A 12,686-nucleotide genomic window follows, 5' to 3' on the forward strand; every position below is an offset into this window, starting at 1 on the left:
TCGCCGTGCCGCTTTGGCGGCTGCCGGTCGCGCCCTGTAGACTCCGGAGACTGCGCGCCTTGTCGCCGCTCCCCGTACCGCCATGGAGGGCGTGCCGCGGTGCGCGCCACCCTTTTCCGCCATGGAGGCCCGATGCCCCACGACACCGTTTCGTTCGCCTTGCTCTGCCTGCCGTTCGCGGGCGCGGCACTGGCGTGGCGGATGCGGCACCGGCAGGCGGCGACCTGGCTGGCGATCGGCGTGGCGGCGCTGGCCCTGGGACTGAGTCTGGCGGTGCGGCCCTGGCTGGCCGACGGCGCGGTGCTGCGCACGGTGTTGCCGTGGCTGCCCTCGCTGGGGCTGGACCTGGTACTGCGGGTGGACGGACTGGCCTGGCTGTTCCTGCTGCTGATCTGCGGCATCGGCCTGCTGGTGGTGGTGTACGCGCGCTACTACATGCCGGAGGAGGACAGGCTGGGCCGCTTCTACGGCCTGCTGCTGGCCTTCATGGGCGCGATGGTCGGCGTGGTGACCGCGGGCAACGTGGTGCAGCTGGCATTCTTCTGGGAGCTGACCAGCCTGCTTTCGTTCCTGCTGATCGGCTACTGGAACCAGGGCGCGTCGGCGCGCGAGGGCGCACGCACCGCGCTGATCGTCACCGCGGGCGGCGGCCTGTGCCTGTTCGCCGGCCTGCTGCTGCTGGGGCACATCGCGGGCAGCTACGACCTGGACGCGATCCTCGCCGCGGGCGACGCGGTGCGCGCGCATCCCTGGTACGTGCCGATGCTGGTGCTGGTGGCGCTGGGCGCGCTGAGCAAGAGCGCGCAGTTCCCGTTCCATTTCTGGCTGCCGCAGGCGATGTCCGCGCCCACCCCGGTGTCGGCCTACCTGCACTCGGCGACCATGGTGAAGGCCGGCGTGTTCCTGCTGCTGCGGCTGTGGCCGGTGCTGGCCGGCACCGAGGCGTGGTTCTGGATCATCGGCGGCGCAGGCCTGGCCAGCCTGCTGCTGGGCGCTGCCTCGGCGGTGTTCCAGCAGGACCTGAAGGCCGTGCTGGCGTATTCCACGATCAGCCACCTGGGCCTCATCACCATGCTGCTGGGCCTGGGCAGCACGCTGGGCGCGGTGGCGGCGATCTTCCACATCGTCAACCACGCCACCTTCAAGGCCTCGCTGTTCATGGCCGCCGGCGCGGTGGACCACGAAACCGGCACCCGCGACCTGCGCCGGCTGGGCGGTCTGCGCCATGTCATGCCGATCACCGCGACGCTGGCGCTGGTGGCCAGCGCGGCGATGGCCGGGGTGCCGCTGCTGAACGGCTTCCTGTCCAAGGAAATGTTCTTTGCGGCGGCGCTGTCCACCCACCGCGGGTTGACCGTGGACACGCTGGCGGCGGGCCTGGCGGTGCTGGCCAGCATGTTCTCGGTGATCTACTCGCTGCGTTTCGCGGTGGGCGTGTTCCTCGGTCGCCTGCGCGATGGGTTGCCGCGCACGCCGCACGAGCCGCCGTACTGGATGCGCCTGCCGATCGGCCTGCTGGTGCTGGCCTGCGTGCTGGTGGGGGTGCTGCCCGCGCAGGTGATCGGACCCACCCTGGACCTCGCCGCGGGCGCGGTGCTGGGCGAGGCGTTGCCGGCGTTCGACCTGGCGATATGGCACGGTGTCAACGCGCCGCTCTTGATGAGCGTGCTGGCGTTTGCCGGCGGCTGCGTGGCGTACGCCGGGCTGCGCGGCTGGTTCGCCCGCCGCGAGACGCTGCCGTTGCTGGGCCGGTTCAGCGCGCAGCGCGTGTTCGAGCGGGTGCTGGCGCTGCTCACCTCCACCCTGCCGCAAGCGCTGGAACCGGCGTATTCCGGCCGCCGGCTGCAGCCGCAACTGCGGGTGATCGTGCTGGCGGCGGCGCTGGCCGCGGGCCTCGCGATGTACGGCACGCCCATGCATTTCGGCCTGCGCGCCTCCGCCGTGGACCCGGGCTTCGCGCTGCTGTGGCTGCTGGGCGCGGTCTGCGCGCTGGGCGCCGTGCGGCAGGCGAAGTTCCACCGGCTGGCGGCGCTGGTGCTGGTGGGCGGGGCGGGGCTGGTGTCCTGCGTGAGCTTCGTGTGGCTGTCCGCGCCCGACCTCGCCGCCACCCAGTTGCTGGTGGAAGTGGTCACCACCATCGTGATCCTGCTGGGCCTGCGCTGGCTGCCCAAGCGCGTGGCCGGCCTGTCGCCCGATGCGCCGCCGGCGCGCTGGCGCCGCTACCGCGACGGCGCGGTGGCGGGAGTCGTGGGGCTGGGGCTGGCGGGGCTGGCCTACGCGGCGATGCTGCACCCGGTGGCCAATTCCGCCTCGCATTTCTACCTGGAGAACGCCTTGAGCCAGGGCGGCGGCCACAACGTGGTCAACGTGATCCTGGTGGATTTCCGCGGCTTCGACACCTTGGGCGAGATCAGCGTGCTGGCGATCGTGGCGCTCAGCGTGTTCGCGCTGCTGCGCCGCTTCCGCCCGGCGGTGGAGAGCGTGGGCGCGCCGATGCAGCAGCGCCTGCAGGGGGCTACGCGCGAGGACGGCTACGATGCCGGCGGCGCCGACTACCTGCGCATTCCCGGGTTGATCGTGCAGTTGATGGCGCCGGTGATCGTGCTGTTCGGCATGCACCTGTTCCTGCGCGGGCACGACCTGCCTGGCGGCGGCTTCGCCGCCGGCATCACGGTGTCGGTGGCGCTGGTGCTGCTGTACATGGCCCGCGGCGCGCGCTGGGTGGAGGCGCGGCTGAAGGTGGCGCCGCTGCGCTGGGTCGGCCTGGGCCTGCTGCTGGCGCTGGCGACGGGGCTGGGCGCGCTGGCGTTCGGCCATCCGTTCCTCAGTTCGCATTCGCGCCATGTGGTGCTGCCGCTGCTGGGCGAGTTGCCGCTGGCCAGCGCGCTGCTGTTCGACCTGGGCGTGTTCGGCGTGGTGGTGGGCGCCACCTCGCTGATGCTGGTGGCGCTGGCGCACCAGTCGCTGCGCCAGCCGCGCGCGCCGACCGATGCCGGAAAGGAGGACGGCTGATGGAACTGGTGCTGGCACTCGCGATCGGCGTGCTGGGCGGCAGCGGGGTGTGGCTGCTGCTGCGCCCGCGCACGTTCCAGGTGGTCATGGGGCTGACCCTGCTGTCCTATGCGGTGAACCTCTTCATCTTCTGCGTCGGCGGCCTGCGACTGGGCGCCGATCCGGTGCTGCGCGAGGGGGCGGGGCTGATCGAGTACGCCGACCCGCTGCCGCAGGCGCTGGTGCTCACCGCGATCGTGATCGGCTTCGCCACCACCGCGCTGTTCCTGGTGGTGCTGCTGGCCTCGCGCGGGTTCACCGGCAGCGACCATGTCGACGGCAAGGACGGTGCGCCGTGAACGCGCACCTGCTCGCCGGCCCCATCCTGCTGCCGCTGGCCGCGGCCGCGCTGCAACTGCTGCTGGGCGAGCGCCGCCGCGGCGCCGCCAGCGCGCTGGGCGCGCTTTCCTGCCTGGGCCTGCTGGGTTTCGCGCTGGCGCTGCTGGCCGTGGTGGGCGACGGCACCACGCTGGTGTACCGCATCGGCGGCTGGCCGGCGCGCTTCGGCATCGTGCTGGTGGCCGACCGGCTGTCGGCGCTGATGCTGCTGCTCACCGCGGTGCTGGCGCTGGCGCTGCTGCCGGTGGTGCTGGGTCGCTGGCGGCGGCCGGGCAGCGCGCTGCAGCCGCTGGCGCAGTTCCTGCTGATGGGCCTCAACGGCACCTTCCTCACCGGCGACCTGTTCAACCTGTTCGTGTTCTTCGAGGTGCTGCTGGCGGCCTCGTACGGACTGGCGCTGCACCACCCGAGCGCGCAGCGGGTCGGCGCCGGCCTGCACTACATCGCGATCAACCTGCTGGCCTCGCTGCTGTTCCTGGTCGGGGTGAGCCTGATCTTCGGCGTCACCGGCACGCTGAACATGGCGGCGCTGGCGCAACTGGTGCCGCAGGTGCCGGCCAACACCCGCGCGCTGCTGCATGCCGGCGCGGCGATCCTCGGCGTGGCGTTCCTGGTGAAGGCGGCGATGTGGCCGCTGGGTTTCTGGCTGCCGCGCAGCTACGCCGCCGCGCCGTCGGCGGTGGCGGCGATGTTCGCGGTGATGACCAAGGTGGGCGTGTACGTGCTGCTGCGACTCAGCCTGCTGCTGTTCGGCGCAGGCGCCGGCGCGGCCTCGGCCGGCTTCGGCAGCGGCTGGCTGCTGTGGGGCGGCGCGGCTACCGTGGCGACCGGCGTGGCGGGCATGCTGGGCGCGCGCGAGCTGAGCCGGCTGGCCGGCTACAACGTGCTGGTGTCCTCGGGCAGCCTGCTGGGCGCGATCGGCGTGGGCCAGCCGGCGGTGATCGCCGGCGCGCTGGCCTATCTGGTGGTGTCCACCCTGGCGGTGGCGGCGTTCTTCCTGCTGGCCGGCCTGATCGCGCCGCGCGACGACGCGGAGGAGGCGCCGCTGCTGGAAGCCTACGATCCGGGCGGCCTCGCGTTGTACGCCGACGAGGACGAGAGCCAGCCCACGCAGCCGGCGCCGGTGCGGCTGCTGGCCGGCGGATTCTTCATCGCCGCGCTGCTGCTGGCGGGCCTGCCGCCGCTGTCCGGCTTTCTCGCCAAGTTCGCGCTGCTGGCGCCGCTGGTGGGGGCGGGGGCGGAGGCGATGATGTTGTTCGCGTTGATCGTGGCGGGCGGCCTGGGCACGGTGGTCGCGATGTGCCGTGTGGGCATCCAGGTGTTCTGGGAGGACGACTGGGTGTTCCCGCCCATCCACAACGGCGCGGTGGCATCGGTGGCGATCCTGCTGGGGCTGTGCCTGCTGCTCACCGTGCTGGGCGAGGCGCCGATGCGCTATCTGCAGGCCACGGCGGCGCAATTGCACTGGCCGGACGGCTATATCCGGGTGGTGCTGCCGTGAGGCGCTGGCTGCCGCATCCGCTGATGGCCGGCTTCCTGCTGCTGGTATGGCTGCTGATGCGCGGCAGCCTGGCGCCGGGCGACTGGCTGCTGGGCGGCGCGCTGGCGCTGGGCCTGGCGTGGGCGTTCGGCAAGCTGCAGCCGCCGCGCGCACGGCTGCGCCAGCCCTGGCGGCTGCTGCCGCTGGCGCTGCGGGTGGTGTACGACATCGTGCGCTCCAACCTGGCGGTGGCCGGCGTGGTGCTGAGGCCGCGCTGGCGCGGCCGGTCGGGCTTCGTGGCGATCCCGCTGGAGCTGGAAGACCCGTACGGGCTGGCGCTGCTGGCCTGCATCGTCACCTCCACCCCGGGCACGATCTGGGTAGACCACGACCCGGTGCGGCGCGTGCTGCTGATCCACGTGCTCGCCCTGGCCGACGAGGCGATCTGGATCGACACCATCAAGCGCCGCTACGAACGCCCGCTGCTGGAGATGTTCCAATGAGCCATGCATTCCTGGGCGGCGCGCTGGTCGCGGCGCAACTGCTGCTGGTGCTGGGCATGGCCTGCGCGCTGCTGCGCATGTTGCGCGGCCCGCGCGCCCAGGATCGCGTGCTGGCGCTGGATGCGTTCTACGTCAACGCGATGCTGCTGTTGCTGACGGTGGGTCTGCGCAGCGACAGCGTGCTGTACGTGGAGGCGGCGATGATCATCGCGCTGCTGGGTTTCGCCGGCACCCTGGCGTTCGCGAAGTTCCTGCTGCGCGGCGAGGTGATCGAATGAGCCTGATCGAAGCCCTGCCGCCGTGGGCGGCCGTGCTGGTGGGCGTGCTGGTGCTGCTGGGCGCGGGCTTCGCCTGCGTCGGTTCGCTGGGGTTGCTGCGGCTGCGCAACTTCTACCGGCGTGTGCACGCGCCCACGCTGGGCAGCACGCTGGGCACGTTCTTCATGGTGGCCGCCTGCGTGGTCGCGTTCTCGCTGGCGCAGGGGCGGCCGGCGCTGCAGGTGCTGCTGATCGGCGTGTTCCTCACCCTGACCACGCCGATCACGCTGATGCTGCTGGTGCGCGCGGCGCTGTACCGCAACCGCGTCGAGGACGGCCAGTCGCTGGCGGCGCCGGAACCCGGCGACGACGAGTAGGGCGCGCGCCTGCCGGCGCGGTCAGTAGCCCATGCCGTAGGGGTCGTTGCTGCCGCCCATCAACGCGCTTTCGCTGGCGTTGCTGCCGCCTTCGGCGAGGCGGATCTTCAGCGCCAGGCCGTCGCGGGAGTCGGCCTTGTTGAGCGCCTCGTCCAGCTCGATGCGGCCTTCCTTGTACAGCCGGTACAGCGACTGGTCGAAGGTCTGCATGCCGTCCTGCAGGCTGCGGTCCATCGCCTCCTTCACCTCGTGGATCTGGCCGCGGCGGATCATGTCGCGGATCAGCGGGGTGTTCAGCAGCACTTCCACCGCGGGCAGGCGGCGACCGTCCCTGCCCACCACCAGGCGCTGGCTGATCACTGCGCGCAGGTTCAGCGCGAGGTTCATCAGCACGTTCTTGTGCGCCGACTCGGGGAAGAAGTTGAGGATGCGCTCCAGCGTCTGGTCGGCGTTGTTGGAGTGCAGGGTGGCGAGGCACAGGTGGCCGGTCTCGGAGAACGAGATCGCCGCCTCCATCGTGTCGGTGTCGCGGATCTCGCCGATCATGATCACGTCCGGCGCCTCGCGCATCGCGTTCTTCAGCGCCTCGTGGTAGGTGTGGGTGTCCAGCCCCACCTCGCGCTGGTTGACGATGGAGCGCTTGTGCCGGTGCAGGTACTCGATCGGGTCCTCGATGGTGAGGATGTGGCCGGCGGAGTTGGTGTTGCGGTGGTCGATCATCGAGGCCAGCGTGGTCGACTTGCCCGAGCCGGTGGCGCCGACCACCAGGATCAGCCCGCGCGGCTCCATGATCAGCTCGCGGAAGATCGGCGGCAGCTGCAGCTGCTCGACGTTGGGGATCTCGCTCTTGATCGCGCGGATCACCATGCCCACTTCGCCGCGCTGCTTGAACACGTTGATGCGGAAGCGCCCGGCCTCCTTCACCGCCAGCGCCATGTTGAGCTCGAGGTCGCGCTCGAACTGCGGCACCTGGCCTTCGTCCATCAGGGAATAGGCGATCTTTTTCACCATGCCGCCCGGCAAGCCGGTGTTGCCGAGCGGATAGAGCTTGCCCTCGACCTTGATGTTCACCGGGGCGCCGGTGGACAGGAACATGTCCGAGGCCCCCTTGTCGACCATCAGTTTGAGGAAGTAACCGATATCCACGCCAAATCCCCTGTGAGTGTGCTCGTTGCAATGAACGATTGTGCCCGCACACAATACGCGCAGAAGCTTAGTCAGGAATGCGTGATGGTGCACATCTCCCCCTCGTCACCCCGGTATCCGGCGCGCCTGCGTGGCCCGGGGCGGCAAGTTGCGCTGGCCGGCGTGCTGGCCGGACTGCTCGTGCTGGCGGGTTGCGCCAGCGTCCCGCCGCCGAACGATTCGATGAACCTGGCGCAGACGCAGCTGCAGGCCGCGCGCGATGCCGGCGCGGCCGACTACGATCCGGTGGATCTGGGCTTCGCCCAGGACAAGTTCCAGCAGGCCCAGGGGGCGATGGCCGCCCGCAAGTACGAACTGGCGGCCGACCTGGCCGCCGAGTCGCGGGCCGACGCCGAACTGGCGCGGGTCAAGGCCAACCTCGGCGCCGCGCGGGCGAAGATCCAGTCCAAGATGAACGCGAACGCCGAGCTGCGCGAGCAGGGCGCCCAGGCCGCCGCCGCGGCTGCGGCCGAGTTCGCCAAGCCCTTGCCGCTGCCGGCCACCGCCGGCAGCGCGCCCCCGCCGGCCGGTGCGGGCGCGTTGCCACCCGCGGCCCCGCTGGAGGACATGCCGGCGCCGTCGGATTCGGAACTCGCGCCGCCGCCGTCGTCGTCGGGGCAGGGCTTCCAGAGCGTGCCCGCGCAGAACCCGCCGTCCCGCGACCAGGATTCGAACGCAGGCCAGGGCTTCCAGCCTGCGGGAGGCCAGCCATGAAGCGCATCGCCACCGTGATCGCCACCGCCGTGATGGCGCTGGGCATCGTCGCCACCGCCCACGCCAAGCGCGACGACATCGATGTCGACCGCCTGACCGGCAACCTCAACCAGCTCGCCGGCGACCCGGTGCTGGGCAACTACGCCCAGGCCGAGCAGGCGCTGGCGCGCAACGCGATCGCCCAGCTGGCGCAAGCCGGATCGCGCGAGCGGCCGCATGCCTTGTACATCGCCGAGCGGCGGGTGGACCTGGCGCGGGCCTCCGCCCAGTTCCAGGACGCCCAGACCAAGCTGGCCCAGCTCGACCGCGAGCACGACCAGATCCAGCTGGAAAACAGCCGTCGCGAGGCCGATACCGCCCGCCGCGAGCTGGAGCGCCAGCGCCTGCAGTACCAGATGGCGCAGGAAGAGGCGCAGCGCCTGCAGGAGCAGGGCCAGGCCTATTCGCAGGCGGCCGAGCAGGCCCAGGCCGAGGCGGCCAAGGCGAAGAAGCTGGCCGAGGCCCAGAGCCGGGTCGCCAAGGCCGCCAAGCGCGAGGCCGAACTGGCGGCCAAGGCCGCCAAGGCCATGCGCGCGCAGATGCAGGACGGCAGCAAGCCGTAAGCCCCTGCGATTCCCCGGCGACGGGGATGGCGCGGGCAGCCGTTCCCCGGCTGCCCGGGTTCCCGCCAGCGGCTGCGACGCGGTCCCGCGCCGCGTGCAAACTTCGTGCCTCGCGTGCCCCGGGGCGAGTCCGGCGATCATTCGCAAGTAGCTGTTTTGACAGCTTTTCGGGCCGGTTTCACTAGTGAACACCCCTGCGTCGAAATGTCTGCCGCGGACGCTTGCGGCACTTTTCGGGGGGGAGTAGGGTCAACCGCAATGGAGCCGTTTCGCTCCATGGCCCGCCGGTTCGAACCATGCACCACTCGCCCGCCAGTTTCCGCCCGCCAGTTTCCGCCCGCCATCCGGCTTGCCGGTGCGGGCGGGCGAGGGCGCGCGCGTGTCCGGACCCGGCGGACGGGCGCCAGCGGCGCCCGCATGCTCACTCACGAGGAGGTTGGATCATGTTCGAAAACCAGCAGCGTGATGACGTGGAAGCATTGATGAAGGCCGATGCGGAGTTCCGCCGCCTCTATCAGCATCATCGGGAACTCGACAGCAAGGTGCACGACGCCGAGATCGGCGTGCTTCCGCTGGACGACATCACCCTAGCCAGCATGAAGAAAGAAAAACTGCACGCCAAGATACGCCTGGAACGCATGTGGGAAGGGCGACGGCATCTATCCAGTTGAGCGGGTTCTGAACCGACTCCGCGATCACGACGGCCCCGGCAGCTTCCGCCCTGGAAGATACCGGGGCCGCAACGTTTCCACCCGGCCCGTCCGCAGCGCTCGGCTATCATGGCCCTTCCCCGGTGACGCAGGCCTGCCACCGGCCCGCCACGCAACGGAGCCCCCATGACCGTCCAGCAGAATGTCCTCGAACTGATCGGACATACCCCGATGCTGCGCGCGCAGCGCCTGGACGCGGGCCCTTGCGAGCTGTTCCTGAAGCTGGAAAGCGCGAACCCCGGCGGCTCGATCAAGGACCGCATCGGCCTGTCGATGATCGAAGGCGCGGAAAAGGCCGGCAGGATCAAGCCCGGCGCGATCCTGGTCGAAGGCACCGCCGGCAACACCGGCCTGGGCCTCGCGCTGGTGGCGCAGGCCAAGGGCTACCGGCTGATCCTGGTGGTGCCGGACAAGATGAGCCGCGAGAAGATCTTCAACCTCAAGGCGATGGGCGCCGAAGTGGTGCTCACCCGTTCGGACGTGGCCAAGGGGCACCCCGAGTACTACCAGGACATGGCCGAGCGCATCGCCCGCGAAACGCCCGGCGCGTATTTCATCAACCAGTTCGGCAACCCGGACAACCCGCGCGCGCACATCGAGAGCACCGGGCCGGAGATCCTCGAGCAGATGGACGGGCGCATCGACGCCATCGTGGTGGGCTGCGGTTCCTCCGGCACCATGACCGGCCTGTCGCAGTACTTCGCCAAGGCCTCGCCGCACACCGAGATCGTGCTGGCCGACCCGGTGGGTTCCATCCTCGCGCAGTACATCAACGAGGGCACGCTCTCCACCAAGTCGTCGAGCTGGCTGGTGGAAGGCATCGGCGAGGATTTCCTGCCGTCGATCAGCGACTTCAGCCGGGTGAAGAAGGCCTACGCGATCTCCGATAGGGAGAGCTTCCTCGCCGCCCGCGAACTGCTGGCGAAGGAAGGCGTGCTGGGCGGTTCCTCCACCGGCACCCTGCTCGCCGCGGCGCTGAAGTATTGCCGCGAGCAGGCCAGCCCGAAGCGGGTGGTGACCCTGGTCTGCGACACCGGCAACAAGTACCTCTCCAAGCTCTACAACGACTACTGGATGCTGGACAACGGCTTCCTCGAACGCGAGCAGCACGGCGACCTGCGCGACCTGCTGCTGCGCCCGTTCGCCAAGCGCGACACCGTGGTGATCGGCCCGAACGAGCTGCTGATCACCGCCTATACACGCATGAAACTGTATGACGTCTCGCAGCTTCCGGTGATGGACGGCGACAGGCTGGTGGGCATCGTCGACGAGTCGGACGTGCTGCTGCACGTGCATGCCGACGAGACGCGCTTCCGCGATCCGGTGTCGGTGGCGATGATCGCCGAACTGCAGATGCTCGACGTGCGCTCGCCGATCGAATCGCTGCTGCCGGTGTTCGAGCGCGGCCACGTGGCGATCGTGATGGACGGGGAGCGCTTCCTCGGCCTGATCACCCGCATCGACCTGCTCAACTGGCTGCGCCGCAAGGTGAACTGAGCGGTACGCGGGCTGAAAGCCGGTTGAAACGCGCGCACGGCACAGTCGCCGTTCACGTCGGCCGCGCCGGCACGCATCACTCGACAAGGAGCTTCAGCCATGTGTGGAATCGTCGCTGCCGTCGCCCAGCGTGACGTGGCGCCCCTGCTGATCGCGGGCCTGAAGGCGCTGGAATACCGTGGTTACGATTCGGCCGGCCTGGCCGTGCTGGAAGGCGGCACGATCCGCCGCGTGCGCGCCAAGGGCAAGGTGCGCGAGATGGAGGCGCAATACCTCGCCGCGCCGCTGCCCGGCGGCACCGGCATCGCGCACACGCGCTGGGCCACCCACGGCGTGCCGAACGAGGCGAACGCGCATCCGCACATCGCCGGCCGCGTCGCCATCGTCCACAACGGCATCATCGAGAACTACGCCAGCCTGCGCGAGGAGCTCAAGGCGCGCGGCCACGTGTTCACCTCCGAGACCGACACCGAGGTGATCGCGGCGCTGATCGAGGAACGCATCGCCGGCGGCCTCGGCCTGCGCGAGGCGGTGCTGGCCGTGGTGCGTGGACTGGAAGGCGCGTACGCGATCGCCGTGGTCAGCGCCGACGAACCGGGCCGCGTGGTCGGCGCCCGTCGCGGCGCGCCGCTGCTGGTGGGCGTGGGCATCGGCGAGCACTTCCTGGGTTCGGACGCGCAGGCGCTGATCCAGGTCACCAACCGCATGATCTATCTCGACGAGGACGACGTCGTCGAGATCACCCGCGAGCGCGCGCAGGTGTTCGGCCTCGACGGCCAGCCGGTGGAACGCGGGGTGCACGAGAGCGAGCTGTCCGCCGACGCGGTGGAGCGCGGCGAATACCGCCACTACATGCAGAAGGAAATCTTCGAGCAGCCGCGCGCGGTGGCCGACACGCTGGAGTCGCGCCTGGGCGCGAACGGCGTGCTGCCGAACATCTTCGGCGTGGGCGGCGACGAGCTGCTGGCCAAGGTGCGCGGCGTGCACATCATCGCCTGCGGCACCAGCTACCACGCCGGCATGGTGGCGAAGTACTGGATCGAGGAATACGCACGCCTGCCGGTCGCCGTCGAGGTGGCCAGCGAGTACCGCTACCGCGAGGCGGTGGTGCCCGAGGGCACGCTGTTCGTGGCGATCTCGCAGTCCGGCGAAACCGCCGACACGCTGGCCGCGATGCGCGAATCGAAGCGGCGCGGCTACCTCGGCACGCTGGCGATCTGCAACGTACCCGAGTCCTCGGTGGTGCGCGAGGCGGACCTCAAGCTGATGACCCGCGCCGGCCCCGAGATCGGCGTGGCGTCCACCAAGGCCTTCACCACCCAGCTCGCCGCGCTCGCGCTGCTGTCCCTGCAGCTGGCGCGGCAGCGCGGGCTGGACGATGCGCGCTACGCGAGCCTGTGCGCGCAGTTGCAGGCGCTGCCCGGCGCGATCGAGCGGGCGCTGGCGCTGGAGCCGCAGATCGTGGAACTGGCCGAGCATTTCATCCCGCGCCACCACGCGTTGTTCCTGGGTCGCGGCGCGCAGTTCCCGGTCGCGCTGGAGGGTTCGCTCAAGCTCAAGGAAATCTCCTACATCCATGCCGAGGCCTACCCCGCGGGCGAGCTCAAGCACGGCCCGCTGGCGCTGGTGGACGAGGACATGCCGGTGGTGGCGGTGGCGCCCAACGGCCCGCTGCTGGACAAGCTGAAGTCCAACCTGCAGGAAGTGCGCGCACGCGGCGGCGAGCTGATCGTGTTCGCCGACAGCGCCGCGCCGATGGACGGCAACGCCGCCCGCGGCCACCTGCTGCGCATCGACGCCGGCGGCGACTTCATCGCCCCCGCCGTCTTCACCGTCCCGCTGCAACTGCTCGCCTACCACGTCGCCGTGCTGCGTGGCACCGACGTGGACCAGCCGCGCAACCTCGCCAAGTCGGTGACGGTGGAGTGATCCAGCGCGGCTTGCGCGAATGTTGTCCTTCGACAATAAAGT

At 70.4% G+C, this 12,686-nt stretch carries 12 protein-coding genes; 11 read left to right on the forward strand and 1 reads right to left on the reverse strand.

Annotated features, from left to right (window positions below; genetic code table 11):
- The first annotated feature begins 132 nt into the window (after window positions 1-132).
- Genes PCA_RS02725 through mnhG form a run of 6 tightly spaced genes read left to right on the forward strand, consistent with a single transcriptional unit; the run spans window position 133 to window position 6,007 of the window.
- Window positions 133-3,012 carry a monovalent cation/H+ antiporter subunit A gene (locus PCA_RS02725; RefSeq protein WP_181300717.1) on the forward strand — a complete coding sequence of 960 codons (2,880 nt, stop codon included), beginning with the start codon at window positions 133-135 and terminating at the stop codon, window positions 3,010-3,012.
- Entirely contained in the window at window positions 3,012-3,350 is a 339-nt protein-coding gene (locus PCA_RS02730; RefSeq protein WP_181300719.1) for a Na+/H+ antiporter subunit C, read from the forward strand. Before PCA_RS02725 ends, PCA_RS02730 begins: the two co-directional genes overlap by 1 nt.
- Window positions 3,347-4,891 (forward strand): monovalent cation/H+ antiporter subunit D, encoded by a 1,545-nt coding sequence (locus tag PCA_RS02735; RefSeq protein WP_343204393.1) that lies wholly within the window; start codon window positions 3,347-3,349, stop codon window positions 4,889-4,891. The genes PCA_RS02730 and PCA_RS02735 overlap by 4 nt, the downstream gene beginning before the upstream one ends.
- Window positions 4,888-5,373 (forward strand): Na+/H+ antiporter subunit E, encoded by a 486-nt coding sequence (locus tag PCA_RS17475; RefSeq protein ID WP_343204394.1) that lies wholly within the window; start codon window positions 4,888-4,890, stop codon window positions 5,371-5,373. The genes PCA_RS02735 and PCA_RS17475 overlap by 4 nt, the downstream gene beginning before the upstream one ends.
- Window positions 5,370-5,651 (forward strand): K+/H+ antiporter subunit F, encoded by a 282-nt coding sequence (locus tag PCA_RS02740; RefSeq protein WP_181300721.1) that lies wholly within the window; start codon window positions 5,370-5,372, stop codon window positions 5,649-5,651. The genes PCA_RS17475 and PCA_RS02740 overlap by 4 nt, the downstream gene beginning before the upstream one ends.
- The gene (gene mnhG, locus PCA_RS02745; protein WP_181300723.1) at window positions 5,648-6,007 is read left to right on the forward strand and encodes a monovalent cation/H(+) antiporter subunit G; all 360 of its coding nucleotides are present in this window, start codon (window positions 5,648-5,650) and stop codon (window positions 6,005-6,007) included. The genes PCA_RS02740 and mnhG overlap by 4 nt, the downstream gene beginning before the upstream one ends.
- A gap of 21 nt (window positions 6,008-6,028) precedes the next feature.
- Here the strand turns inward: mnhG and PCA_RS02750 are convergent, their stop codons facing one another.
- The gene (locus PCA_RS02750) at window positions 6,029-7,153 is read right to left on the reverse strand and encodes a PilT/PilU family type 4a pilus ATPase (RefSeq protein ID WP_343204395.1); all 1,125 of its coding nucleotides are present in this window, start codon (window positions 7,151-7,153) and stop codon (window positions 6,029-6,031) included.
- Window positions 7,154-7,237: 84 nt separating this feature from the next.
- Here PCA_RS02750 and PCA_RS02755 point away from each other — a divergent pair, with 84 nt between their 5' ends.
- The 5 genes from PCA_RS02755 to glmS all read left to right on the forward strand — a co-directional run bounded on the left by PCA_RS02755 (window position 7,238) and on the right by glmS (window position 12,644).
- Window positions 7,238-7,906 carry a DUF4398 domain-containing protein gene (locus tag PCA_RS02755; protein WP_255436612.1) on the forward strand — a complete coding sequence of 223 codons (669 nt, stop codon included), beginning with the start codon at window positions 7,238-7,240 and terminating at the stop codon, window positions 7,904-7,906.
- On the forward strand, window positions 7,903-8,508 hold the full coding sequence (locus PCA_RS02760; protein ID WP_181300725.1) for a hypothetical protein: 606 nt from the start codon (window positions 7,903-7,905) through the stop codon (window positions 8,506-8,508). Before PCA_RS02755 ends, PCA_RS02760 begins: the two co-directional genes overlap by 4 nt.
- Window positions 8,509-8,951: 443 nt before the next feature.
- Window positions 8,952-9,179 carry a YdcH family protein gene (locus PCA_RS02765; protein ID WP_181300727.1) on the forward strand — a complete coding sequence of 76 codons (228 nt, stop codon included), beginning with the start codon at window positions 8,952-8,954 and terminating at the stop codon, window positions 9,177-9,179.
- A gap of 165 nt (window positions 9,180-9,344) precedes the next feature.
- Complete coding sequence (locus tag PCA_RS02770) at window positions 9,345-10,715, forward strand: pyridoxal-phosphate dependent enzyme (protein WP_181300729.1); 1,371 nt, start codon at window positions 9,345-9,347, stop codon at window positions 10,713-10,715.
- 99 nt (window positions 10,716-10,814) lie between these two features.
- On the forward strand, window positions 10,815-12,644 hold the full coding sequence (gene glmS, locus PCA_RS02775) for a glutamine--fructose-6-phosphate transaminase (isomerizing) (RefSeq protein WP_181300731.1): 1,830 nt from the start codon (window positions 10,815-10,817) through the stop codon (window positions 12,642-12,644).
- Window positions 12,645-12,686 lie beyond the last annotated feature (42 nt).

The sequence above is a fragment of the Rhodanobacter sp. PCA2 genome (genome assembly GCF_013620825.1).
Taxonomy (GTDB): domain Bacteria; phylum Pseudomonadota; class Gammaproteobacteria; order Xanthomonadales; family Rhodanobacteraceae; genus Rhodanobacter_A.